Origin of the sequence: Spiribacter roseus (assembly GCF_002813635.1) — a bacterium.
GTDB lineage: Bacteria > Pseudomonadota > Gammaproteobacteria > Nitrococcales > Nitrococcaceae > Spiribacter > Spiribacter roseus.
The window spans coordinates 74,352-99,680 of the sequence record NZ_CP016382.1 but is presented as its reverse complement, the minus strand read 5'-3'; the positions used below and the strand labels follow the sequence as shown (position 1 = coordinate 99,680).

Annotated in this window: 20 protein-coding genes; 16 read left to right on the top strand and 4 right to left on the bottom strand. The window is 67.2% G+C overall.

From position 1 onward, the window contains the following. Nucleotides 1–118: 118 nt before the first annotated feature. The 7 genes from gltB to BBH56_RS00450 are packed head-to-tail and all read left to right on the top strand — an operon-like array spanning nt 119 to nt 10,627. A complete protein-coding gene (gene gltB, locus BBH56_RS00480) occupies nt 119–4,573 on the top strand; it encodes a glutamate synthase large subunit (RefSeq protein WP_148121579.1) in 4,455 nt (1,484 codons plus the stop codon). A gap of 7 nt (nt 4,574–4,580) precedes the next feature. After that, entirely contained in the window at nt 4,581–5,987 is a 1,407-nt protein-coding gene (locus tag BBH56_RS00475; protein ID WP_144347070.1) for an FAD-dependent oxidoreductase, read from the top strand. A gap of 14 nt (nt 5,988–6,001) precedes the next feature. After that, nucleotides 6,002–7,066, top strand: a complete 1,065-nt coding sequence (gene hemE / locus BBH56_RS00470; RefSeq protein WP_110882366.1) for a uroporphyrinogen decarboxylase — start codon at nt 6,002–6,004, stop codon at nt 7,064–7,066. Beyond that, a complete protein-coding gene (locus tag BBH56_RS00465; RefSeq protein ID WP_148121578.1) occupies nt 7,059–7,514 on the top strand; it encodes an NUDIX domain-containing protein in 456 nt (151 codons plus the stop codon). Before hemE ends, BBH56_RS00465 begins: the two co-directional genes overlap by 8 nt. Next, nucleotides 7,504–8,520, top strand: a complete 1,017-nt coding sequence (hemB, locus tag BBH56_RS00460; RefSeq protein WP_148121577.1) for a porphobilinogen synthase — start codon at nt 7,504–7,506, stop codon at nt 8,518–8,520. The genes BBH56_RS00465 and hemB overlap by 11 nt, the downstream gene beginning before the upstream one ends. Nucleotides 8,521–8,545: 25 nt before the next feature. Continuing rightward, a complete protein-coding gene (aroE, locus tag BBH56_RS00455; protein WP_148121576.1) occupies nt 8,546–9,364 on the top strand; it encodes a shikimate dehydrogenase in 819 nt (272 codons plus the stop codon). Nucleotides 9,365–9,373: 9 nt separating this feature from the next. Then, a complete protein-coding gene (locus tag BBH56_RS00450; RefSeq protein WP_148121575.1) occupies nt 9,374–10,627 on the top strand; it encodes a cation:proton antiporter in 1,254 nt (417 codons plus the stop codon). Here the strand turns inward: BBH56_RS00450 and BBH56_RS00445 are convergent. The 3 genes from BBH56_RS00445 to BBH56_RS00435 are packed head-to-tail and all read right to left on the bottom strand — an operon-like array spanning nt 10,609 to nt 14,960. Then, complete coding sequence (locus BBH56_RS00445; protein WP_144347065.1) at nt 10,609–11,136, bottom strand: gamma carbonic anhydrase family protein; 528 nt, start codon at nt 11,134–11,136, stop codon at nt 10,609–10,611. The two genes, BBH56_RS00450 and BBH56_RS00445, sit on opposite strands and share 19 nt — an antisense overlap. Before the next feature lie 16 nt (nt 11,137–11,152). Continuing rightward, the gene (gorA, locus tag BBH56_RS00440) at nt 11,153–12,517 is read right to left on the bottom strand and encodes a glutathione-disulfide reductase (protein ID WP_148121574.1); all 1,365 of its coding nucleotides are present in this window, start codon (nt 12,515–12,517) and stop codon (nt 11,153–11,155) included. 55 nt (nt 12,518–12,572) lie between these two features. Further along, entirely contained in the window at nt 12,573–14,960 is a 2,388-nt protein-coding gene (locus tag BBH56_RS00435) for a mechanosensitive ion channel family protein (protein ID WP_148121573.1), read from the bottom strand. Nucleotides 14,961–15,165: 205 nt separating this feature from the next. Here BBH56_RS00435 and BBH56_RS00430 point away from each other — a divergent pair, with 205 nt between their 5' ends. From BBH56_RS00430 to BBH56_RS00410, 5 genes are all read left to right on the top strand, one after another. Next, nucleotides 15,166–17,205 carry a M3 family metallopeptidase gene (locus BBH56_RS00430; RefSeq protein ID WP_148121572.1) on the top strand — a complete coding sequence of 680 codons (2,040 nt, stop codon included), beginning with the start codon at nt 15,166–15,168 and terminating at the stop codon, nt 17,203–17,205. Between the two features lie 23 nt (nt 17,206–17,228). Next, nucleotides 17,229–18,386 (top strand): FAD-dependent oxidoreductase, encoded by a 1,158-nt coding sequence (locus tag BBH56_RS00425; protein WP_148121571.1) that lies wholly within the window; start codon nt 17,229–17,231, stop codon nt 18,384–18,386. A gap of 80 nt (nt 18,387–18,466) precedes the next feature. Further along, nucleotides 18,467–19,237 (top strand): exodeoxyribonuclease III, encoded by a 771-nt coding sequence (gene xth / locus BBH56_RS00420; protein WP_148121570.1) that lies wholly within the window; start codon nt 18,467–18,469, stop codon nt 19,235–19,237. A 67-nt stretch (nt 19,238–19,304) separates the two neighbouring features. Beyond that, nucleotides 19,305–20,318 carry a CDP-6-deoxy-delta-3,4-glucoseen reductase gene (locus tag BBH56_RS00415; RefSeq protein ID WP_148121569.1) on the top strand — a complete coding sequence of 338 codons (1,014 nt, stop codon included), beginning with the start codon at nt 19,305–19,307 and terminating at the stop codon, nt 20,316–20,318. A 4-nt stretch (nt 20,319–20,322) separates the two neighbouring features. Beyond that, nucleotides 20,323–21,105 (top strand): MlaA family lipoprotein, encoded by a 783-nt coding sequence (locus BBH56_RS00410; protein WP_235012782.1) that lies wholly within the window; start codon nt 20,323–20,325, stop codon nt 21,103–21,105. Between the two features lie 3 nt (nt 21,106–21,108). Here BBH56_RS00410 and BBH56_RS00405 read toward each other — a convergent pair whose 3' ends face one another. Continuing rightward, a complete protein-coding gene (locus tag BBH56_RS00405) occupies nt 21,109–21,666 on the bottom strand; it encodes an HNH endonuclease (protein WP_144347273.1) in 558 nt (185 codons plus the stop codon). 254 nt (nt 21,667–21,920) lie between these two features. Here BBH56_RS00405 and BBH56_RS00400 point away from each other — a divergent pair, with 254 nt between their 5' ends. Genes BBH56_RS00400 through BBH56_RS00385 form a run of 4 tightly spaced genes read left to right on the top strand, consistent with a single transcriptional unit; the run spans nt 21,921 to nt 25,280 of the window. Further along, nucleotides 21,921–23,051, top strand: coding sequence for an NAD(P) transhydrogenase subunit alpha (locus BBH56_RS00400; RefSeq protein WP_148121568.1), 1,131 nt, complete (start codon nt 21,921–21,923; stop codon nt 23,049–23,051). After that, nucleotides 23,051–23,359: an NAD(P) transhydrogenase subunit alpha gene (locus tag BBH56_RS00395; RefSeq protein WP_110882348.1), complete on the top strand. Its 309-nt coding sequence runs from the start codon at nt 23,051–23,053 to the stop codon at nt 23,357–23,359. The genes BBH56_RS00400 and BBH56_RS00395 overlap by 1 nt, the downstream gene beginning before the upstream one ends. Then, the gene (locus BBH56_RS00390; RefSeq protein WP_110882347.1) at nt 23,356–24,849 is read left to right on the top strand and encodes an NAD(P)(+) transhydrogenase (Re/Si-specific) subunit beta; all 1,494 of its coding nucleotides are present in this window, start codon (nt 23,356–23,358) and stop codon (nt 24,847–24,849) included. Before BBH56_RS00395 ends, BBH56_RS00390 begins: the two co-directional genes overlap by 4 nt. Nucleotides 24,850–24,866: 17 nt before the next feature. Continuing rightward, the gene (locus BBH56_RS00385; protein WP_110882346.1) at nt 24,867–25,280 is read left to right on the top strand and encodes a hypothetical protein; all 414 of its coding nucleotides are present in this window, start codon (nt 24,867–24,869) and stop codon (nt 25,278–25,280) included. Nucleotides 25,281–25,329: the final 49 nt, after the last annotated feature.

The window sequence follows — 25,329 nt, the reverse complement described above, 5'->3', positions numbered from 1 at the left end:
GCATTGATTGAGGACGTCAACTGCTGGCGCCGCCGGAGGCGTCGTCCGCACCGGGCCCCGATGCGGCCCGAACGCCGGGCGACGCCCAACCCCAGCCAATAACAGAGAGGCAGTTAGCGTGGAGCAACTACCCTTCAACGGTCCGACGCTCTATCAGCCGGAATTCGAGCGAGACAACTGCGGCTTTGGCCTGATCGCCCACATGGACGGCCAACCCAGCCACTGGCTGCTGGAAACGGCGATTTCCGCCCTGGCGCGGCTCACGCATCGCGGTGCGGTCGCCGCCGACGGCAAGAGCGGCGACGGCTGCGGTCTGCTGATCAAGCCGCCGGTGGCGTTCATGCGCCAGGCGGGCGCCGCGGCCGGCATCGATCTGGCCGAGCGCTTTGCCACCGGCTGCGTGTTCCTGTCCCGCGATGCGGAGGCGGGCCGCCATGCCCGCAGCGTGCTCGAGCATGCACTGGCCCACTACGAGGTGCCGGCGGCGGGCTGGCGCGAAGTCCCGGTCGACACCAGCGCCTGCGGCGAACAGGCCCTGGCGACGCTGCCGGACATCGCCCAGGTGTTCGTCAACACGCCCGATGACATGGAAGAGTCCGAGTTCGAGCGGCGCCTGTTCATGGCGCGCCGGCGTGCCGAGAAGGCGCTGGAGGGCGTCGATCCGGTCTTCTATATCCCGAGCCTGTCGGCGCGGGTGCTCTCTTATAAGGGCCTGGTCATGCCGGAGAACCTGCCGGTGTTCTACAAGGACCTGCAGGATCCCTCCCTCGAGACCTCGCTGGCGGTCTTCCACCAGCGCTTTTCCACCAACACGCTGCCGCAGTGGCGGCTGGCCCAGCCGTTCCGCTATCTCGCGCACAACGGCGAGATCAACACCATCCAGGGCAACCGCAACTGGGCCATCGCCCGGGCGTACCGGTTCAGCACCCCGCTGCTGCCCGACATCGAGGCGATCCAGCCGCTGGTCAACCTGACCGGCTCGGATTCCTCGAGCCTCGACAATATGCTCGACGTGCTGATCACCGGCGGCATGGATATCTTCCGGGCCCTGCGTCTGCTGATGCCGCCGGCCTGGCAGAATGTCGAGACCATGGACGCCGACCTGCGCGCGTTCTACGAATTCCACTCCCAGCATATCGAGCCCTGGGACGGGCCCGCCGGCATTGTCCTCACCGACGGCCGGCATGCCGCCTGCGCCCTCGACCGCAACGGCCTGCGACCGGCGCGCTGGGTGATCACCAAGGACCGCCATATCACGCTGGCCTCCGAAGTGGGCGTGTGGGATTACGATCCCGATCAGGTGGTCGAAAAGGGCCGTCTCAAGCCCGGCGAGATGCTCGCGGCGGACACCGAGACCGGCAACCTGATCCTGCCCGAGGACGTCGACGAGCGGCTCAAGAACCGCGCGCCCTACAAGCGCTGGCTGGCCGAGCACTCCCGCGATGTGCCCTCGGTGGGCGACACCGGCGAGTCGCGTATCAGCCACTCGCTCGACACCTATCAGAAGCAGTTCGGCGTGACCTTCGAGGAGCGTGACATCGTCACCCGCGCACTGGCCCAGGGCGGCCAGGAAGCGGTCGGCTCCATGGGTGATGACACGCCGATGCCGGTGCTCTCGCGCCAGGTGCGGCCGCTCTACGACAACTTCCGCCAGCAGTTCGCCCAGGTGACCAACCCGGCCATCGATCCGCTGCGCGAGCAGATCGTGATGTCGCTGGAGACCGTGTTCGGCCCGGAGAAGAACCTCTTCGAGGAGGTCGAGGATCATGCCCGGCGCCTGGTGCTCGACTCGCCGATCCTCTCCGACGGCAAGTTCAGCGGCCTGATCGAGGCCCACCGCGAAGGCGAGCGCGTCCACCACATCGACCTCAGCTTTGCCGCGGACGGTTCGCTGGAGGCGGCCATCCATGCCATCCGCGACGAGGCGGCCGAGGCCGTCCGCGGCGGCGCCACATTGCTGGTGCTCACCGACCGAGAGCTGGCCCGCGATCGCATCCCGGTGCATGCCCTGCTCGCCACCGGCGCCGTTCACCATCACCTGGTGCGCACCGGTCTGCGCTGCGACACCAACCTGGTGGTGGAGACCGGCACGGCCCTCAACAGCCACGAGTGCGCGGTGCTGATCGGTTACGGCGCCACCGCGGTGTACCCGTATCTGGCCTTCGAGGTGGTGCAGGATCAGCTGCGCACCGGCGAGATCAAGGGCGCGGAGCTCTCCGACCTGCTGCGCAACTATCGCAAGGGGCTGAACAAGGGGCTCTACAAGATCCTCTCGAAGATGGGCATCTCGACGATCACCAGCTATCGCGGCGCTCAGCTCTTCGAGATTGTCGGCCTCGGCGACAGCGTGGTGGACCTGTGCTTCACCGGCACCACTTCACGCATCCAGGGCGCGGATTTCGCGGACCTCGAGGAGGACCAGCGCAGTCTCCACGAACAGGCCTGGCGGGCCAGCGTGCCCCTCGCCCAGGGTGGGCTGCTCAAGTACGTCCACGGCGGTGAGTATCACGCCTACAACCCCGATGTGGTGGCCGCCCTGCAGGAGGCCGCCTACACCGGCGATTACGCCCGTTATCAGGCGTACGCCGAAACGGTGAACACCCGCCCGGTGGCCGCCATGCGCGATCTGTTCCAGGTCACCGACCGGACACCGATCCCGCTCGACGAGGTCGAGCCGCTCGAGAACATCATCCGCCGCTTCGACTCGGCCGGGATGTCACTGGGCGCGATCTCGCCCGAGGCCCATGAGGCCCTGTCGATCGCCATGAACCGCCTCGGCGGGCGCTCCAACTCCGGCGAGGGGGGCGAGGATGCCCACCGCTTCGGCAACGAGCGGATGTCCAAGATCAAGCAGGTGGCCTCGGGCCGCTTCGGCGTCACGCCGCATTACCTGCGTAACGCCGAGGTGCTGCAGATCAAGGTCGCCCAGGGTGCCAAGCCCGGCGAGGGCGGACAGCTGCCCGGGCATAAGGTCAACGAGATGATCGCCCGGCTGCGTTACTCGAAGCCCGGGGTGGCGCTGATTTCGCCACCGCCGCATCATGACATCTACTCCATCGAGGACCTCGCCCAGCTGATCTACGACCTCAAGCAGGTCAATCCGCAGGCGCTGGTCTCGGTCAAGCTGGTGGCGGCGCCCGGTGTGGGCACCGTCGCCGCCGGCGTGGCCAAGGCATATGCCGACCTGATCACTATTGCCGGCCATGATGGCGGCACCGGCGCCAGCCCGCTGACCTCGGTCAAGTACGCCGGGACGCCCTGGGAGCTGGGCCTCACTGAGACCCATCAGACGCTGCGCGCCAACGACCTGCGTGGCAAGATCCGGCTGCAGACCGACGGCGGGCTCAAGACCGGGCTCGACGTCATCAAGGCAGCCATCATGGGGGCCGAGAGTTTCGGCTTTGGCACGGCACCGATGATCGCCATGGGCTGCAAGTACCTGCGCGTCTGCCATCTCAACAACTGCCCGACGGGCGTGGCGACGCAGGAGAAGGTCCTGCGGACCAAGCACTTCATCGGTACCCCCGAGCGGGTCGCCAACTACTTCACCTTCGTGGCCATGGAAACGCGGGAGTGGATGGCGCGGCTGGGAATCCGCTCGCTCGAGGAGCTGATCGGCCGGGTGGATCTGCTCGAGCAGCGCACCCCCGAGACGGCCCGGCAGGCCAAGCTCGATCTCTCGCCGATCCTCTCCGACGGCGGGCTCGATCCGGCCAAGCCCACCCACTGCGTCACACCCAGCAACGTGCCGTTCGACCGCGGCGAGCTCGCCGAGCGCATGGTCGCCGACGCCCTGCCGGCCATCGAGTCGGCCTCGGGCGGGGTGTTCGAGTACGCGGTGCGCAACGACGACCGCTCCATCGGTGCGCGGCTGTCCGGCGAGATCGCCGTCCGCCACGGCAACCTGGGCATGAGCGGCTCGCCCATCCGTCTTAACCTCTCCGGCAGCGCCGGTCAGAGCTTTGGCGTGTGGAATGCCGGTGGGCTCAACATGGTGCTCGACGGTGATGCCAACGACTACGTCGGCAAGGGCATGGCCGGTGGCAAACTGGTCATCCGCCCGCCGGCAGGCAGCGGCTTCGCCAGTCAGGACACCACCATCATCGGCAACACCTGCCTCTACGGGGCCACCGGCGGCAAGCTGTTTGCCGCGGGCCTGGCCGGTGAGCGGTTCGCGGTGCGCAACTCCGGCGCCCATGCGGTGGTGGAAGGCGTCGGCGATCATGGCTGCGAGTACATGACCGACGGCGTGGTCTGCGTGCTCGGGCCGACGGGGCTCAACTTCGGCGCCGGGATGACCGGTGGGATCGCCTTCGTACTGGACATGGACAACCAGTTCGTCGATCGCTACAACCACGAGCTCATCGACATCCGCCGCGTCCAGACCGAGCCCATGACTGCGCATCGGGAGTTCCTGCGCGATACCATCGCCGAGTACATCGACGAGACGGGCTCGCCCTGGGGGCAGGAGATCCTCGACAATTTCCGCGATTACGTCGGCTGTTTCTGGCTGGTCAAGCCGCGGGCTGCTGACATCAACGAGGTACTGAGCACGCTGCGGCAGGCAGCCTGAGAACGCTATGGGTAACTACTTCCAGTTTATCGACGTCCCGCGTCAGGACACCGAGAAAGAGCCGGCGCGTGCCCGGGTGCAGAAGTTCACCGAAATCTACGGTGACTTCAGCACCGAGCATGCCGCCGCCCAGGCCGACCGCTGCGTGGAGTGCGGCAATCCGTACTGCGAGTGGAAATGCCCGGTCCACAACTACATCCCCAACTGGCTCAAGCTGATCGCCGAGGGCAACCTGTTCGAGGCCGCCGAGCTCTCGCACAAGACCAACACCCTGCCCGAGGTCTGCGGCCGGGTGTGTCCGCAGGACCGGCTGTGTGAAGGCGCCTGTACGCTCAACGACGGTTTCGGCGCCGTGACCATCGGCTCGGTCGAGAAGTACATCACCGACGAGGCCTTCAAGCAGGGCTGGCGGCCGGACATGACCGGTGTAGTGCCCACCGGCCGGCGGGTGGCGGTCATCGGTGCCGGCCCGGCCGGCCTGGGTGCCGCCGACATCCTCGTGCGCAATGGCGTCGAGGCGGTGGTCTTTGACCGCTACCCCGAGATCGGCGGGCTGCTGACCTTCGGGATTCCGCCGTTCAAGCTCGAAAAGGAAGTCATCGCCAAGCGCCGCGAGATCATGGAGTACATGGGCGTCGAGTTCCGTCTGGGCGTGGACGTCGGCACCGACGTCACCTACGCCGAGCTCGAGCGCGAGTACGACGCGGTCTTCCTTGGCATGGGCACCTACACCTACATGCGGGGCGGTTTTCCCGGGGAGGACATGCCTGGCGTCTACGAGGCGCTCCCCTATCTGGTCTCCAACATCAACCGGCTCATGGGCTTCGAGAAAAGCCCGGAAGAGTTCGTCGACATGGCCGATCAGCGCGTGGTGGTGCTGGGCGGCGGCGACACGGCCATGGACTGCAACCGCACCGCCCTGCGTCAGGGCGCGAGCAGCGTGACCTGCGCCTATCGACGCGACGAGCAGAACATGCCCGGATCGCGGCGCGAGGTCTACAACGCCCGCGAGGAAGGCGTCGACTTCCGCTTCAACCGTCAGCCTGTCGAGATCGTCGGTGATGGCCAGGTGGAGGGCGTCAAGGTGGTCGAGACCCGCCTCGGCGCCCCCGACGAGCGCGGTCGCCGGCGCCCCGAGACCGTGCCGGGCAGCGAGGAGATCATCCCCGCGGACCGGGTCATCATGGCCTTCGGCTTTCGCCCCGATCCGCCGGAGTGGTTCGACGAGCACGGCATCGGCGTCGACGAGCGCGAGCGGGTCCGCGTCAAAAAAGGCGGCCGGCACCCCTTCCAGACCGACAACCCCAACGTGTTCGCCGGCGGCGACATGGTGCGCGGCTCGGACCTGGTGGTCACCGCCGTCTATGAAGGCCGCGAGGCCGCCAAGGGCATCCTCGCCTACATGGGCGTCTAGGCCGGCCCGTGGTCATGAGCGAACTGCACAACGACCGTCTCCTGCGGGCCCTCGCCCGCGAGCCCGTCGACCGCACCCCGGTCTGGATCATGCGCCAGGCCGGGCGCTATCTGCCCGAGTACCGCGAAATCCGCGCCCAGGCGGGCAGTTTCATGAACCTGTGCCGCAATCCCGAGCTTGCCTGCGAGGTGACCCTGCAGCCGCTGCGGCGCTTCGACCTGGATGCCGCCATCCTGTTCTCGGACATCCTCACCGTGCCCGACGCCATGGGCCTGGGGCTCTATTTTGAGCCCGGCGAGGGTCCGCGCTTTGAGCATACGGTGCGTGATGCCGCCAGCGTCGACCGCCTGCCGGTGCCGGATGTGGACGCCGAACTGCGCTACGTCACCGATGCCGTGAGCCGGGTCCGACAGGCGCTGGAAGGCAGCGTCCCGCTGATCGGCTTCGCCGGCAGCCCCTGGACGCTGGCGACCTATATGGTCGAGGGCGGCAGCAGCAAGGACTTCCGCCATATCAAGGCGCTCGCCTACGACGAGCCCCAGGTCATGGCCCGCCTGCTCGAGAAAACCGCGCGCGCCGTCACCGCCTATCTCAACGCGCAGATCGAGGCGGGTGCCCAGGCGGTGATGATCTTTGACACCTGGGGCGGCGCGCTGGCCCACGATGTCTATCCGCGGCTGTCACTGCAGTACGCCCAGCAGATCATCGACGGGCTGATCCGCAGCCGCGAAGGCCGGCGCGTGCCAGTGACCTTCTTCACCAAAGGCGGCGGCATCTGGCTCGAGACCATCGCCGACAGCGGTGCCGACGCGCTGGGCATCGACTGGACGCTGTCAATGGACGAAGCGCGGCGCCGGGTGGGCGATCGCGTGGCCCTGCAGGGCAATCTCGACCCGAGCATCCTCTACGCGCGCCCCGAAGTCATCCGTCGCGAGGTCGAACGCGTGCTGCGGGAGTTCGGCCCCGGCAGCGGTCATGTCTTCAACCTCGGTCACGGCGTACACCCCCAGATCCCCCCGGAACATGTCGAGGCCATGGTCGATGCCGTCCGCTCTCTGAGCCCGGCCTGGCATGACTAGACAGAACCCACGCATCCTGTCCGCCGGCGTGGTTCTGGTGCGCGCGGAACACCGCCGCTGGCGGTTTCTGCTGCTGCGCGCCTACCAGTACTGGGACTTCCCCAAGGGCCGGACCGAAACCGGCGAGACGCCCCTTGAGGCCGCCCGGCGCGAAGTGGCCGAGGAGACCGGCATCACCGACATGTGGTTCAACTGGGGCGAGGACTACACCGAGACCGGTCCCTACGCCCGCGGCAAGGTGGCGCGCTATTACCTGGCGGAAACCCCCATCCGAGAAGTGACGCTAGGTATTGCCCCTGAGCTTGGCACCCCCGAACATCACGAATGGCGCTGGGTGGACCAGCCCACGGCCTATCGCATCACCGCGCCCCGGGTGCGGCGGGTGCTGGACTGGGCGGTGGCCCGCCTGCCCGAACAACCGAGCGGAGGATTCAAAGGTGACGCATGAATCAGCCCACGGGCCGGGATTTCCCGCCAGCCGTCCGCGGCGGCTGCGGCGCGACGACGCCACCCGGCGACTGGTGCGCGAGAACGGCCTGTCGGTCAACGATCTGATCCAACCGGTCTTTGTCATCGAGGGTCACGATCACAGCGAACCGGTGCCATCCATGCCCGGCGTCGAGCGCCTGACCCTGGATCGCCTGCAGGCGGAAGCCGCCGAGCTGGAGCGGCTGGGGGTGCCGGCCATCGCCCTGTTTCCGGTCACGCCGGCGGCCGCCAAGAGCAATGATGCCGCCGAGGCCTGGAATCCGGAGGGGCTCGCACAGCGCGCAGTCCGCGCCATCAAGGCCCGGACGCCGGAGATTGCCGTGATCACCGACGTCGCCCTTGATCCGTTCACCGTCCACGGCCAAGACGGGCTGCTGGATGCCAATGGCTATGTCGCCAATGACATCACCCTGGAGGCACTGGTCCGCCAGGCGCTGTCGCATGCGGCGGCCGGGGCGGACATCGTTGCCCCATCGGATATGATGGATGGACGGGTCGGCGCCATCCGCCGGGCACTTGAGGCCGATGGCCACCCCGAAACGCGCATCCTTGCCTATGCCGCCAAATACGCATCGGCCTTCTACGGGCCATTCCGCGACGCGGTCGGCTCGGCCGGCAATCTGGGCGGCGGCGACAAGCGGACCTACCAGATGGACCCCGGCAATGGCGCCGAGGCGCTCCGCGAGGTGGGGCTCGATCTGGCGGAAGGCGCCGACATGGTCATGATCAAGCCGGGCATGCCGTATCTGGATATCATCCGGCGGGTGCGTGAGCGCTTCGACGTGCCGACCTTCGCCTACCAGGTCAGTGGTGAGTACGCCATGCTGAACGCCGCTTTCGACAACGGCTGGCTCAGCCGCGAGGCCTGCGTGATGGAGTCGCTGCTCGGTTTCAAGCGGGCCGGCGCGGATGCCATCCTGACTTATTTCGCGAGGGACGTTGCCGGCTGGCTGGCCGAGCACTGAACGCCCCGACCTATCGGAGGTCCCCATGGATTCCTATGCCGTTTTCGGCCACCCCATCGATCACTCACTGTCACCGCGCATCCACGCGCTGTTCGCCGAAGAGACCGCCCAGCAGATCGAGTACACCCGGCGCGAACCACCACTCGATGGACTCGCCGAGGCAATCGCGGCCTTTCGCGCCGAGGGGGCGCATGGCGCCAACATCACGGTGCCGTTCAAGGAACAGGCCTGGGCGCTGGCCGACCAGCGCAGTGATCGGGCCGAGCGCGCCGGTGCGGTCAACACCCTGATCTTTGGCGAGAGTGTCTATGCCGATAACACCGACGGCGAGGGACTCATCAACGACCTGCGCAACAACCTGGGCGTCGGCCTTGCCGGCAAGCGCATCCTGCTGATCGGTGCCGGCGGCGCCGCGGGCGGCGTGCTGATGCCGCTGCTCGACGAGAACCCGGCCACTCTGGTGATCGCCAATCGCACCCCCGAGCGGGCACAGACCCTCGCCCGGGCCTTCGCCGACGCCGGCAGCATCGAGGGCTGCGGACTCGATGACCTGAGCGGCGAGCGCTTCGAAGTGGTCATCAACGCCACCTCGAGCGGGCTCGAAGGCGACGTGCCCGACCTCCCGGCCAGCATCGTCGGCGACGGGGCCACTGCCTTCGACATGCTCTATGGCGCCGAGCCCACGCCGTTCCTGCGCTGGGCCGAAGCCAATGGCGCCTATCGCACCCGTGACGGACTGGGCATGCTCGTCGAGCAGGCCGCCGGGGCCTTCGAGCTCTGGCGCCGCATCCGGCCCAGCACCGCTCCGGTGATCGAAACCCTGCGCAACGACACCCGTCCCTGACCCGCGTGGATGATCCAGGCCAGCGCCACACCTGACTCGCTACTGGTGCTGCTGGTGGGCGGCGTCACGCTGCTCGCCATCGTGCTGAAACACCTCTGCGAGCGCTTGAGGATCCCGGCCCTGGTGGGCTATATCCTCATCGGCCTGGGCCTGCGGCTGCTCCACGACGTCGTGCCGCTGCTGAGCCCGGCGGTGCAGGGGGCCTTCGACCTGCTTGCCGCCCTGGGGCTGGTCGCCCTGCTGTTTCGGGTGGGACTGGGCAGCAACCCCCGACGACTCCTCGACAAACTCCCCGGCGCCAGCCTGATCTGGCTGATCAGCGTGCTGGTCTCAGGGGCGGTGGGCTACTACGCGGCGCGCTGGGCGGGTTTTGATAACGTGCCGGCGCTGGTCGCCGGCGTGGCCCTGACCGCCACCAGCATCGGCGTCGCCCTGCCGCCGTGGCAGGCCGCCGGTGCGCTCCGCAGCGAGCAGGGTGCGCTGGTGCTGGACGTGGCCGAGCTCGACGACATCTCCGGTGTGGTGCTGATGGCACTGCTGCTGGCGATCATCCCGACCCTGACCGGTGGCAACGGCGTCGACTGGATAGCGGCGAGCACCACCGGCGCCGGCCTGCTGGCAAGCCTCGCCGCCTTCACCGCAGGCTGCTATGCCTTCGCACACTGGGTCGAGCCTCCCATGACCCGGGCGCTCATCCGCCGCGAGCGCTCGCCAACGCGCATGCTGATCGTCGTGGCGGTGGGCAGCCTGATCGCCGCGCTGGCGGGCATGCTCGGATTTTCGCTGGCGGTGGGGGCGCTGTTCGCGGGACTGGTCTTCAGCAAGGCACCGCGAAAGATCCGGCAGGATCGGGGTTATCGCGTGCTCTACGACTTTCTCACGCCGTTCTTTTTCATCGGCATTGGCCTCAAGCTCGAGCCCGAGGCCCTGACCGGCGCGCTCAGTGCGGGTGCCATCCTGCTGCTGGCGGCGGTCCTCGGCAAGCTGGTCGGCACTGCCCTGCCGGCGCGGTTCATGGCCCCGCGGTCGAGCGCGCTGGTCATCGCCATGAGCATGGTGCCCCGGGCCGAGATCGCGATGGTGATCGTCGACCAGGCCGGCCGCTACGGGCCCGGCGTTGTGCCGCCGGCGCTCTACGGCGCGATGACCGTGGTCACCCTCGCCACCTGCGCGATCACCCCCAGCATTGTCCAGCGCCAGTTGGCCGCCAACCCGATCACGCCCCCCAACCTGACCGGGCCCGATCAGCCGCCGTCGCGGTGACGCCCCATCAGTGACTCGTAATGGCGGGCGGAGTAGGCCAGCTGTTCGCGCTCGCGATCATCGAGCGCACGCACCGCCCGCGCCGGGCTGCCCAGGTACAGATAGCCACCCTCGAGCTGCTTGCCCGGGGGCACCAGCGCCCCCGCACCAAGGATCGCCTCGTCCCCGACATGGGCGCCGTCCAGCACCGTCGCGCCCATGCCCACCAGCACACGATCACCGATGTGGCAGGCATGAATGATGGCCCGGTGCCCCACGGTGACGGCCGCACCGATGATCGCCGGATGACCGGATTGATAAGGCCCCTCATGGGCTACATGGACGATCGCGCCATCCTGGATATTGGTCTGCGCGCCCACGTCGATGTGGTGCACATCCCCCCGCAGCACGGCCGTCGGCCAGACCGACACCGACGCCGCGAGCCGCACATCACCGATCACCACCGCGCTGTCATGGATCCAGGCCGAGGCCGCCACCTGCGGGGTAATGCCCTGATAGGTCTCAATCATCGCGACACCACCTGTCTCAGGTCAGGGTGACCAGCTCTTCGGCGCTGGTCGGATGGATGGCGACGGTTTCATCCAGGTCGTGCTTGGTGGCGCCCATGCGCACCGCCACGGCAAAGCCCTGCAGCATTTCGTCGCTGCCGACTCCGAACAGGTGCACGCCCACGACCCGCTCGTCATCGCCCACGCAGACCAGCTTCATGGTGCTGCGCTGCTTGGCCTCGGCGGGCGCCAGAGCAAAGTCCATGGGCACAAACCGCGTTTCATAGACGCGCACCGCATCGCCATGGGCCGCGCGGGCATCGGCCTCGGTCAACCCGACGCTGCCGATGGGCGGATGCGTGAACACCACAGTGGGAACGTCCCGATACTCCAGCCGGCGCTCATGCTGACCGCCCCACACCCGATCGGCCAGGCGCCGGCCGGCGGCAATCGCCACCGGCGTCAGCGGGTAGGGATTATCGGTGACATCGCCCAGCGCAAATATATGCGGCTGATTGCTCGACTGCCATTCATCCACCGGGATGGTGCCGGCGGCATCCATACGGACACCCGCCGCGTCCAGGCCCAGCTCGTCGGTATTGGGCAGCCGCCCCACCGCCCAGATCACCTGATCGAGACCTTCCAGCGTGCGGCCGTCGGCTCCATGCAGCGTATAGCCGCCCCAGGCGGCCTCCAGCCCCGCCGGTGTGAAATGATTGACCAGCGTGGGGCCATGCGCCGCGATGGATTCGACGAAGGCATCCTGAATGGCGGCATCAAAACCGCGCAGCGGCTTTTCCCGTCGCACCACCAGCTGCACGTCGCTGCCCAGTTGATGAAGGACGCCCGCCAGCTCCACGGCGATATAGCCCGCGCCGACCACGGCCACCTTCTCGGGCCGATCGGTCATCTCAAAAAACCCATCCGAATCAATGCCCAGATCGCCACCCGGGATACCGGGCCGTCCCGGCGTGCCACCGGTGGCGATCACGAAGCGCTCGGCCCGATAGGACTGACCGTCCACCTCAACGGTATGCGGATCGGTGAAGCGCGCCTGACCGCGGATAAGGTCCACGCCGGAGTTATCCAGGTTGCGGTCGTAGATGCCGTTCAGGCGCTCGATATAGGCCTCGCGGGCACTGACCAGGGCGCCCCAGTCAAGGCTTGGCGCGACGCCGCTGAAGCCGTAATCCGCGGCCCTGGCCATGACCTCGCGGCTGTGTGCGGCCTGCCACATGACCTTCTTGGGCACACAGCCAACGTTCACGCAGGTGCCCCCCAGCCGCGACGCCTCGATCACGGCGCAGCGTGCGCCATGGGCGGCCGCACGCCGCGCGGTGGCGATCCCGCCACTGCCGCCGCCGATGCAGATCAGGTCATAGTCGTATTGCTCGCCGCTCATTGCCGGCTCCTGCTGTCGATGAATGTCTCGACCGCCATTTTGACATAGTCATGGCTCAGGACCGCGAGTCGGGATCAGACAGGGGTTCGGAGTCCTCCCTCTGCCGGCTTTCTTGCTGGGCCCGTTCCGAGGTCAGACCGGGGGAAGGCCAACTGTCCCGGACCGTATAAATGACGCTGGCGGGAACCGCGAAACGGGTACCGGAAGCCTCGACGATTCGCTTGATGTGGAAGTTCACGTCCTCGCGAATGGCGTGATACTCGTTCCAGTCGCGGGTGAGTGCATAAATGCGCACGCTGACATCGAGCGAGGATTCGCCATAGCCCGCAAAGCGGACACGGATCGTGGATTCCTCGATCCGAGGGTGGCCGTGCAGCATTTCGCGAATGCCGATGAGGACGTGGCGAAGCTGATCGGCCGAGGTCTCGCAACGCAGCCTGAGGGTCTGTTCGATCAGCATGGTGTCGCATCGCGCCCAGTTGACGATTTCCATATCAACGAACTTCGCATTGGGCACCGAGATCAGCGCCCGGTTGAGGGCGCGGATCTGGGTCGACCGGATGCCGACCCCTTCGACCGTGCCACTCATGTCCCCGAAGGTGCAGAAGTCGCCAACACGCACCGGCTTGTCGCTGAACAGGATCAGCCCACCGATGAGGTTTTCCAGCGTCGGCCGGGCCGCTAGCGCCACGGCCAGACCGCCCACCCCCAGACCGGCCAGCAACGGCACCACATCCACACCCAGCCGCCCCAATCCAAAGGAGGCGACGCCAATGCTTGCGGCCACGCCGAGGAGCCCGGACAGCAGCCGGACCAGGCTGGCATCGAAACCGCGATTCGACAGGGCCGACGACGCCAGTATTGTCGTGGCGAACGCGCTGGACAGACGCCAGACCGCCCAGACAAGAAAGCCCAGCACAGCCAGCCCCGATGCGAACAGCAGATATTCGAGCATCGTGCCGCTGAAATTCAGGTCGTAATCGATGAAAAGGGTCGCGCGGTGGGTCAGGAATGCGGCGAGCAGCGGGGCGGCAATCGCCATCCAGGCGGCGATCCCGCTGTCCGGGTGGTGCCGGGCAGGCTGGTCGATGACGCGAAACGCAAGCCAGATGGTAAGGACCAGGACCGCCAGCGTCACCACGGATCCGCCCCACTGCCAGACGGTTTGATCCATGATCACCCGCTCGGACCAGTCGGGCAGTCGGTCGACGATGGCGCCCAGCGGATGGGCGCCGGGCACCAGATAACCCGGACCCGTTATGTAGAAATCATAGAATCCCGGCGTGATCCCGGCCGCGGGAAAGGCCGCGAGGGCAAGGGCCGTCGGATCACGGTACTCAAGGTCACGCAGCGCCGCGTAGCTGTCCCGCAGAATGCTGACCGTATTGGCATCGAACAGGAAGCTTCCGGCGTGGGGGCCCGACTGCATGCGCTCGATCCGAATCTGCGTGCCCGGTATTCGCCAGTCGTAATCCGCCCCGGCGGGCAGCCCGGCCAGATCGATTGCGTCGGGTATCGTCTCCGGCCGTGGTAGCGGGATCCGGTCGATGATCTCCTTGAGGAGCAGCGCGGCCTCGATCCCGGTATCCCGTCGCAGCGCTTCAGGCACTTCCGACAGATCAAAGACCGATACCGCCTGCTGGAGCTGGTCGGTGGCGATGGCCTGCTGGCGTCGCGCCGCCTCGATGGATATCTGCGGCGGATCGCTGCCGAGCTGGCGGGCCGCGGTCCGCGCCACCCGGTAAGCGTCGGTCATGTTGCCGAGAAAGCTCTCCATGGTGTCGCGCGGGCTGGTGGTGCCAACGACATGCAGGCGGCTGGCGATCAATGCCTGACTCAGCCCCATCGCGCCCGCACCGGCGTCGACGTCGGCGATGTAGCGCTGATAGGCATCGGGCGCGCCGTCGAGCCTGGGCCTGTCGCTGATCCGACGATACAGATCATCGATTTCCGCGATGGTGGCGGCATCAAACCTGAATGCCCCCTCGTGGCGGGTACCGGTCATGCGCCGCATGCGCAGCTGGGTCCCGGGAACGGTCCAGCTGCGCAGATCCGTCTCCGTCACCCGGGCTCGGTCGGGGATCGTATCCAGCGGCGGCATGGGCAGACGCGCGATGATCTCGCGGGCCATCAGGATCCGGCGGATCTGCTCGGCGGTCGATGAGGCGTGGGGCGTCGCGTCAAAATCGAAACTGCCGGCCGCTGCACGAAGACGGGGGACCTGCTCGCTCACCGGCGCCCCGTCGGCGCGGAGGCCGATCAACGCGTCGGTGTTGCGGATGAAACGGTCGAACGAGGCACGGGGACTGAAATAATCGACCGAGAGCAGCGACGGGGAGTCCGAGGCGTCCGCGCGAGCGGTGCCGGGCAGCAACAGGACCAGTGAGGCCAGCGCGAGTCCGGCAGCAAACGTGGCCGCGCGGAGGCGTTTCGTGCTGATCATTGAGTGTTCATTATTATGGCATGCCCCGGGTTCAGACCACTCAGACGGTATTGCAAGGCACTGACACAAAGCAACGGCTGGCCGGAACCATCGAACTTCCGAGCGAGGATTCGGTTCGAACAGGCCAAGCCGAATCGACTACCCTGATGATCTGTCCGCAACGGGGAATCTTCCCCACTGACCTACGGAGCACAACGGCATCACCATGACCAACCCATTGCTCGCTGAATCCGGCCTGCCCCGTTTCTCGGAGATCCGTCCCGAACATGTCCAGCCCGCGGTCGACCAGGTGCTGGCCGACAACCGCGCCGCCATCGACGCGATCACCCGCGATGGCGGGCCTTACACCTGGCACAACCTGGTTGCCCCGCTGGAGCGGCTTGAAGACCGGCTCGAGCAGATCTGGGCGCCCGTGTCGCACCTGAACGCCGTCATGAACAGCGAGGCGCTGCGCGAGGCCTACAACGCCTGCCTGCCGGCGCTATCCGCCTACCATACCGAGATGGGGCAGAACACGGCGCTCTACAGCGCCTTCCGGACGCTGCGCGACAGTGATGAATACGCGCATCTCGATCAGGATCAGCGCCAGAGTGTGGACAATGCCCTGCGTGACTTCGAGCTGGCCGGCGTTGCGCTGGAAGACAGTGCCAAGCAGCGCTATGCCGCCATCGCCGCCCGCCTTGCCGAGCTGTCATCGCGGTTCCAGGAGCACCTCATGGATGCCACCGATGCCTGGTACCGCGATACGGGCGATGCCGACGAGCTGGCCGGCCTGCCCGACAGCGCGCTGGGGGTCATGAAGCAGAATGCGGAGCAGGCGGGGGTCGAGGGCTGGCGCATCAGCCTGGACATGCCAGTCGTGCAGGCCGTCCTGGCGCATGCCCATGATCGCGGGCTGCGCCGCGAGGTCTACGAGGCGTTTACCACCCGGGCATCGGATACCGGCCCGCAGGCCGGCCAGCGGGACAATCACCCGATCATGGCCGAGATCCTCGACCTGCGGCAGGAGCAGGCGGAGCTGCTGGGCTATCGCGACTATGCCAGCCTGTCACTGGCGCCCAAGATGGCCGACTCGGCCGCCGAAGTGATCGCCTTTCTGGAAGACCTTGCCGAGCGCGCCAGGCCCGTCGCGGAGCAGGAGTATGCCGGGCTCCAGGCCTTCGCCCGCGAGCGGGATGGGCTGGCGTCGCTGGAGGCCTGGGATGTCGGCTATTACAGCGAGCGGCTGCGCGAGGCGCGCTTTGACCTGTCGCCCGAGGATCTGCGCCCCTGGTTTCAGGCCGACCGGGTGATGGCCGGGCTGTTCGCGGTGGTGGAACGGTTGTTCGGTGTGCGCATCGCCGAGCGCGAGGGTGTCGACACCTGGCACCCGGATGTCCGCTTCTATGAAATCCGCGACGCGGATGGGGCACTGCGCGGGCAGTTCTACACCGACCTCTACGCCCGTTCGCACAAGCGTGGCGGGGCGTGGATGGCCCCGGCCCGGGGTCGCATGAATCACAGCGGCCAGACCCGGACACCGGTGGCGTTCCTGACCTGCAACTTCACCCCGCCGGTGGGGGATCGCCCGGCGCTGATCACCCATGGCGAGGTCGAGACGCTGTTCCATGAGTTCGGCCACGGCCTCCACCACATGCTGACCCGGGTGAATGCCGCCAGCGTGGCCGGCATCAACGGCGTCGCCTGGGATGCCGTGGAGCTGCCCAGCCAGTTCCTCGAGAACTGGTGCTGGGAGCGCGAGGCGCTGGATCTGTTCGCCCGCCATCACGAAACCGGCGAGCCGATCCCCGATGCCCTGTTCCAGCGCATGACCGCGGCGCGCAACTTTCACGCCGCCATGCAGATGGTCCGCCAGCTCGAGTTCTCGCTGTTTGACCTGCGCCTGCACGTCGAGCATGACCGCCAGCGGGGCGAGCGGATCTTTGCCCTGCTCAACGAAGTCCGCGAGCAGGTGGCCGTCGTCCAGCCACCGGCCTTCAATCGCTTTCCCAACAGCTTCGCGCACATCTTTGCCGGTGGTTACGCCGCCGGCTACTACAGCTATAAGTGGGCCGAGGTGCTGTCGGCGGACGCCTTCGCGCGGTTTACCGAGGAAGGCATCTTCAATCCAGTCACCGGCCGGGCGTTTCTCGAAGCCATCCTCGAGCGCGGTGGCTCGGTGGATGCCGCGACGCTGTTCAGGGACTTCCGCGGCCGGGCGCCGAGCATCGAACCGCTGCTGAAGGCCAGCGGCCTGGCCGCCTGAGCGGCGCAGGGGCGCAGGCGGGCATGACCGCGCGGCATCTGCTGCTGGTGGGCGGCGGCCACAGCCATGTCGAGGTGGTGCGCCGCCTCGGCCGGCGGCCACTGCCCGGCGTCCGCGTCACCCTGCTCTCGCGGGACCGGTTCACCCCCTATTCGGGCATGCTGCCCGGCTATATCGCCGGGCATTATCGCTATCGCGACGTGCACATCGACCTGCAGGCACTGGCGGCGAGGGCCGGCATCGAGTTCATCCCCGCCAGTGCGACCGGGCTGGACCGCACGGCGCGCACCCTTATCACCGCATCGGGCGCAGCCTATCCCTACGATGCCGTGTCGCTGGACATCGGCTCGACACCCGATCCCGGTCAGACCGGGGCCGATCGGCATGCGGTGGCGGCCAAACCCATTGACGGCTTCGATGCGCGCTGGCGGGCCCTGCTTGAGCGGGTGTGCGCCGATCCGCGACCGCGGCGGATTGCCGTGGTCGGCGGTGGCGCCGGCGGTGTCGAGCTGGTGCTCGCCATGCAGCACCGCCTGACAGCCGAGCTCCAGGCCCGGGGTACTGACCCGTCAGTGCTGCGCTTTGCCCTCTACACCCGTGGCGCCAGCGTGCTGCCCACCCACAACCCGCGCGTGCGGCGACGCTTCCAGCGGCTGTTGGCCCGGCGTCATATCGGCCTGCACTGCGGCGAGGCGGTCACCGCCGTCGATGCCCACGGTCTGACCACCGCCGATGGCCGACATCACGATGCCGAGGAAGTGATCTGGGTGACCCGCGCCCGGGGCGCCGACTGGCTGACCACCACCGGACTCGCCCTCGATGCGCAGGGCTTCATCCGGGTCGGCGACACCCTGCAGAGCGTGACTGACGCCCGCGTGTTCGCGGCCGGCGACATCGCCAGCATGGACAATCAGCCGCGCGCCAAGGCGGGTGTGATCGCGGTCCGCCAGGGGCCGCCGCTGGCGCACAACCTGCGCCGGTTTCTGCGCGATCAACCGCTACGGCCCTATCACCCCCAGCGCCGCTGGCTGGCGCTTGTCACCACGGGTGATCGTCATGCCGTTGCCTCGCGCGGGGCCTTCAGCATCGGCGGGCGCCTAGTCTGGCACCTCAAGGACTGGATCGACCGGCGGTTCATGCGTCGCTACCGTAGCGCCCGCGGTGCGACGTCCAGCGTCTGACCGATGATCATCCCGACACTGCACGGACGACGGCCTCAGCGTATACTGCACGTCTGCCAACACGCTGCCCGGAGTCCTCGGTGAAGATCGCGTCCTGGAACGTCAATTCGCTCAACGTCCGCCTGCCCCATGTCCTCGACTGGCTCGAGACCGCCGGCCCCGACATTCTGGGGCTGCAGGAGACCAAGCTGCCCGACGAGCGATTCCCGGTGGAGGCGATACGCGAGGCCGGCTACGAGGTGGCCTACTCGGGCCAGAAAACCTACAACGGCGTGGCGGTGCTCGCACGCGCGCCGCTTGAGGCGGTCAGCCTCGACATCCCCGGTTTCGAGGACCCGCAGCGCCGGGTGCTGGCCGCCACGGTCGATGGCGTGCGCTTCATCAACCTGTATGTGCCCAACGGCAAGGCGGTGGGCGACGACAAATACCAGTACAAGCTGGAGTGGCTCGCGCATCTGCGCGGCTGGCTGCAGGACGAGCTGAGCCGCCACGACCAGGTGGCGGTGGTGGGCGATTTCAATATCGCGCCGGCGGATGCCGATGTCCACGATCCCGAGGAGTGGGCGGGGAAGATCCTCTGCTCCGATGCCGAGCGCGATGCCCTGTCGGCCATCACCGCACTGGGCTTCAGCGACAGCTTCCGACGCTTCGAGCAGCCGGCTGACCGCTTTTCGTGGTTCGACTACCGGGTCAACAACTTCAAGCGCAATCGCGGTCTGCGCATCGACCTGATCCTGACCAGCCCCGCCCTCACCCGGCGCCTGACCGCCAGCGCGGTGGACCTCGACCCCCGGCGCTGGGAAAGGCCCTCGGACCATGCCCCTGTGCTGGCGGAGTTCACGCCGGCGTGAACGTGACCGGCACCGTCAATGTCTGTCCTGCCACAAGCCACGACCCGCTGACTGAGGGAGACAACCGATGAGCTACCAGGTCCGCATCGCCGACAGCGATCACGCCTTTGACGTGGATGATGGCGAGAGTGTCATCGATGCCGCCCTGCGCGCCGGGCTCATGCTGCCCTACAGCTGCCGCGGCGGCACCTGCGGGACCTGCATGGGCGATGTGGTCGAAGGACGGATCGCCTATCCCGACGGGCTGCCCCCGGCCATCGACGCCGACCAGGATGAGTCGGGCAAGGCGCTGTTCTGTCAGGCCCGACCGGCCAGCGATCTGGTGATACGGGTGAAGGAAGTCCGCGAGGCCGGCGATATCCGCCCCCAGCGCCTGCCGGCCCGGGTGGAGGCCATCGAGGAATGCGCGCCGGACGTGCGCCGGCTGTTTCTCAAGTTGCCGCGGGACAAGCGCCTGGCATTCCTGCCCGGGCAGTACATCGACTTTCTGCTGCGGGGCGGCCAGCGGCGCAGCTTTTCGCTGGCCAACACCCCCTACGACGACGATCTGCTCGAGCTGCATATCCGCCACCTGCCGGGGGGCGTATTCTCGGGGCATGTATTCAATGACCTCAAGGAAGGGGCGCTGCTTCGTTTTGAAGGCCCGCTGGGCAATTTCTTTCTCCGCGACGACAGCGATCGCCCCATGATCCTGATGGGTGGCGGCACCGGCTTTGCCCCGGTCAAGGGCATCATGGAACAGGCCCTGCACCTGGGCCTCAAGCGGCCCATGCATATCTATTGGGGGGCCCGCCGGCCGGCCGATCTCTATCTCGATTCGCTGCCGCGCCAGTGGGCCGGGCAGGCTGCGAACATCGCCTACACCCCGGTGCTCTCCGATCCGGAACCCGCCGATGAGTGGCGCGGCGCCACCGGCTTTGTCCATGAGCAGGTGGTGCGCGATCACCCGGATCTGAGCGGCTTCGATGTCTATATGAGCGGACCGCCGCCGATGATCAACGCCGCCCGCGAGGCCTTTGCGGCGGCGGGGCTGCCCTCGGACCGGCTGTTCTACGACTCCTTTGAAGCGGCACCGGAGTAATTCAGTGACCCGGCAGCATCATCCGAACCACCCGCCCGCCGGCATCCTCCGGCTGGTCGCCCTGCTTCTGATCACCCTGGTGGTGAGCGGCTGCGCCAGCACCGGCAGCAACTCGGCCAATGACCCCATTGAGGGGTTCAACCGGGGTGTCTACGACTTCAACGAGGGCGTCGACACCTACGCCCTCGAGCCCGCCAGTGAGGGCTGGACGCGCATCACCAGTGAGGGCGTGCGGGACAGCGTTGACAACTTTTTCACCAACCTCGAGGCGCCGGGCTACATCCTCAATGACCTGCTTCAGGGCAAGGCGGGGGATGCCGGTCGCGAGAGTGTCCGGTTTGTGGTGAACACCACAGTGGGGCTGCTGGGACTGTTCGACCCGGCGCAGGCCTGGCTGGGCATCGAGGGCCGCGCCGAGGACTTTGGCCAGACCCTGGGCGTCTGGGGCGTCGATGCCGGCCCCTATCTGGTGCTGCCGCTGTTCGGTCCCTCTGACACCCGCGACGTCACCCAGTACCCGGTGGCCTATTACACCAACGTGATCACCTACGTGACCCTGGATACGGTGACCTTCGGCGCACTGACCGCCCTCGAGATCGTCAACACCCGCGCCCGGATGGCGGGGGCGGCCCGCTTCCGCGATGACGCCGCGGTTGACCCGTACGTCTTCACACGCTCGGCCTATCGCCAGTACCGACGCTCGCAGGTCGTTGACGGCGACGTGTCCCTGGAGGACGACGCCTACTCCGACTTTTTCGAGGAAATGGGCCGCCTGCCCGGCGAGTAACGGCTAGCTGGGGCTTGCGGCCAACCGCTCGCGCAGCGGACTGCGACGCGGGAAGTGCGCACGCAGGAAGGCCATCTGATCGGCCAGAATGCGTCGCCCCTGCAGATAGACATACTCGGCATGGGTGGGGGCGAACGGCACCGCCAGCAGCTGCATGCCGGCCTGCTCCGGCGTGCGGTTGCCCTTGAGGTTGTTACAGCGCTTGCAGGCCGTAACCACATTGGTCCAGGTGTCGATGCCCCCGCGACTGATCGGCTTGATGTGATCGCGGGAGAGCTCGCGGACCGGCCGGCGCTCGCCGCAGTACAGGCACAGATGATCGTCCCGGCGGAACAGCGTGGCGTTATTCAGGGGCGGTCGATAGGCGGCGTGATCCTTGAGGCTCGCCTGCATCGCCCCTGCGGTCGCGATGATCGAGTTGACGTCGACCACGCTGCGTAGACCGGTCCGGGCGCTGTAGCCGCCGTGGACCCGGTAGAGGGTGTGGCCGCAGGTATAGGCCACCTGGTCGAGGTGGTAGAGGCGGACCGCCGCCTGGTAGGTCATCCACTCCAGTGGCATGCCGGAGACATCGGTCCGGAGGATGGGCTGCTGCAAGCTGATCACGCCAGGGTCCCCTTGTCACGCGCGTCACCGCACCTGAATGACTGACTTCGATCATCCGATGCTTGACGTTACTGTGCAAGTATGACTGCTTGATTACCGTGGCGGTTCCGGGATACCCCGATGGGCGTGGGGGTGTTTAGCCGCAAAGATGTTGTAGAATCGCGGGTTCGACGGTTCAAGTGGACCGCCAAAGGACAGGAGTTAACTCGATGAGCATCACCATCGCCGTCCCCAAGGAAACGGCCAACGGAGAAAAACGCGTCGCCGTCGTGCCCAGTGTTCTCAAGCAGTTCACCAAGCTTGGCGTCGAGGTGCGGATTCAGCGGGGCGCCGGCGAGTCGGCCGGTTTTCCCGACGAGCTCTACGAAGGGGTCAGCTGGGCCGACGATCAGGCAGCACTCTACAAGGATGCCGATGTGGTCCTTCGGGTCGAGCCACCCAGCGCCGATGAAGCCGGCAAGCTCCCCGAGAAAAGCCTGCTGCTCGGGTTTCTTACGCCCCACGAGGGCGACACCCGCATCCGCAACCTCAACAAGCGCCGCGTGACCAGCTTCGCGCTGGAGCTCGTGCCGCGCATCACCCGCGCCCAGGGCATTGATGCCCTGTCGTCGCAGGCGAACATCGCCGGCTACAAGTGCGCGCTGCTGGCCTCGCACCTCTCGCCCAAGCTGTTCCCGATGCTGACCACCGCCGCCGGCACGGTGCGCCCGGCCAGGGTGGTGGTTGTCGGCGCCGGCGTGGCGGGTCTGCAGGCCATCGCCACCGCCAAGCGCCTGGGTGCGATTGTCGAGGCGTACGACGTGCGCTCCGCCACCCGCGAGCAGGTCGAATCGCTGGGCGGCAAGTTCATCGACACCGGCGTCAGCGCGGAGGGCGAAGGGGGCTATGCCCGCGAGCTCACCGACGAGGAAAAGGCCCAGCAGGCCGAGGTCCTCGCCCGCCACATCGCCCAGGCCGACGCGGTGGTGACCACCGCATCGATCCCGGGGCGGCCGGCGCCGACCATCATCGACCGGGCCACCGTCGAGCGGATGAAGGCCGGTGCGGTGATCGTCGACATGGCCGCCGAGACCGGCGGCAACTGCGAGCTGACCGAGGCCGGCAAGGAAATCACCCACCAGGGCGTCATCATTGCCGGGCCCAGGCACATTCCCAGCATGGCCGCGACCCATGCCAGCGAGATGTACGCCCGCAATCTGGTCAACCTGCTCGGGCTGATCATCAAGGACGGCGAGATCCACCTCGACTGGGACGACCAGGTCCTGGCCGACAGCTGCCTGACCCACGACGGCGAGACCCGGCATGCGCCGACCCGCGAGCGCATGGAAGGAGATAAATAATGGCGATCGAAGGATTTGTCGCAATCTACATATTCATGCTGGCGGCGTTCGCCGGCTTCGAGGTCATCAGCCGTGTGCCGGTCATCCTGCATACGCCGCTGATGTCCGGCTCCAACTTTGTCCACGGCATCGTGGTGGTGGGCGCCATGGTGGTGCTCGGCCATGCCGGGACGGTGACCGAGCAGATCATCGGCTTCATCGCGGTGCTGCTCGCCGCGGGTAACGCCGTGGGCGGCTATGTCGTCACCGAGCGCATGCTCGAGATGTTCAAGAGCAAGGATGAGCAGAAGAAGGGGGCCGAGGAATGAACTTTGTTGTCCAGCTGAGTTACCTCCTCGCGGCGGTCCTCTTCATTCTTGGCCTCAAGGCCATGAGCTCCCCGCGGACCGCCCGCAAGGGCATCATGTGGGCCGGCGCCGGCATGGTGCTGGCCACCCTGGTCACCTTCCTGCACCCGGCGGTGCATGGGCTGACCAATTATGTCCTGATCGTGATCGCGATCGCCGCCGCCGGTGGGCTCGCGTGGTGGTCGGGGCGTCGTGTGGGCATGACCGAGATGCCCCAGATGGTCGCGCTCTACAACGGCATGGGTGGTGGCGCCGCCGCCGCCATCGCCGCGGTCGAGATGCTGCGCGCCCTGCGCACCCTGCCCAATGACCTCCAGGTACGGGCCGAGGCGCTGGCCGCCGATGCCGACATCAGCGTTCAGGCGGCCACCGCCGCCCTGCGCGCGGAAGGCGCCGGCAGCGTCGGCATCGCCGGTGCCCTCGGGGCCGACGTCGCCATCCTGGCGATTCTGGGTGCGTTCATCGGCACGGTGGCGTTCTCAGGATCGCTGATCGCCTGGGCCAAGCTTGACGGCCGCATGAAGCGCAGCCAGCTGGTCCCCGGCCAGCAGATCGTCAACATTGTGGTGTTCGCCCTGGCGGTGCTGTTCGGCATTCTGACCTTCTTCACCGACAGCGCGCTGGTGGTGGCGGTGTTCTTTGCCCTCGGCCTGCTGTTCGGCGTGTTCGTCGCGGTACCGATCGGCGGCGCCGACATGCCGGTGATCATCTCACTGTTCAACGCCCTGACCGGTCTGGCCGTGGGCTTTGAGGGCTATGCCATCGGCAACCCGGCCATGATCATCGCCGGTACGGTGGTGGGTGCCGCCGGTACGCTGCTCACGCAGCTCATGGCCAAGGCCATGAACCGTCCGCTCACCAACGTCCTGTTCGCCGGCTGGGGCAGCAGCGAAGGGGCGAGCAGCGAAGGCCCCGCGGGCGAGATGAAGGACATCTCGGCCGAGGACGCCGGCATCATGATGGCCTACGCCGAGCGCGTGATCATCGTGCCCGGTTATGGCATGGCGGTGGCCCAGGCGCAGCACAAGATCTGGGAGTTCGTCGAGCTGCTGCAGGACCGGGGGGTTGAGGTCAAGTTCGCCATCCACCCCGTGGCCGGACGTATGCCGGGTCACATGAACGTTCTGCTCGCTGAGGCCGGTGTGCCCTATGACATGATCTTCGACATGGAAGACATCAACGAAGAGTTCGCCATGACCGATGTCGCCGTGGTGATCGGCGCCAACGACGTCGTCAACCCGGCGGCGCGGGACGATCCGTCGAGCCCGATTTACGGCATGCCGATCCTCAACGTCGACGAGGCCGAAAACGTGATGGTCATCAAGCGCGGCGGTGGCGCCGGCTTCTCGGGCGTCGAGAACCATCTGTTCTACGGCGAGAACACACGCATGGTGTTCGGCGACGGTCAGAAGGTCGCCGGTGGCATGGTTCAGGCCGTCAAGGGCCTGTAACGGCAAAAGGAGTCAACATGACGGATGCCGAAAACGCGGACACCCTGGACCAGCTCACGCTGAATGCGGACGGGCTGTACCAGGAAGAAAACTTCACCGATCGTCAGGTCGGCAGCATCCAGCGGCTGAGTCCGGTCACCCGCGACGGGAAGCCGGACGACAGCCGGCCGGTGCTCTACCTGGGCAGCACCCAGGTCATGACACCGGCCGGTGCCCTGCCGCTCAACTTTGAGCTCGAGGCCAACAGCCTCGAGGAGGCCATGAATGCTTTCCCGCCCGCCGCCCAGGCAGCGCTGGAGCAGACCATGGAGCAGCTCAAGGAGATGCAGCGTGAGCAGGCGTCACGCATCATGACGCCCGATCAGATGGGCGGCGGGGGTGCCCCGGGTGCCGGTGGCGGCATGCCGGGCGGCGGCATCCAGATGCGCTAGCGCCCCGTGGCCGTCGGGGCTGCCGGCCCCGGCGGTCCGACGACGTCCG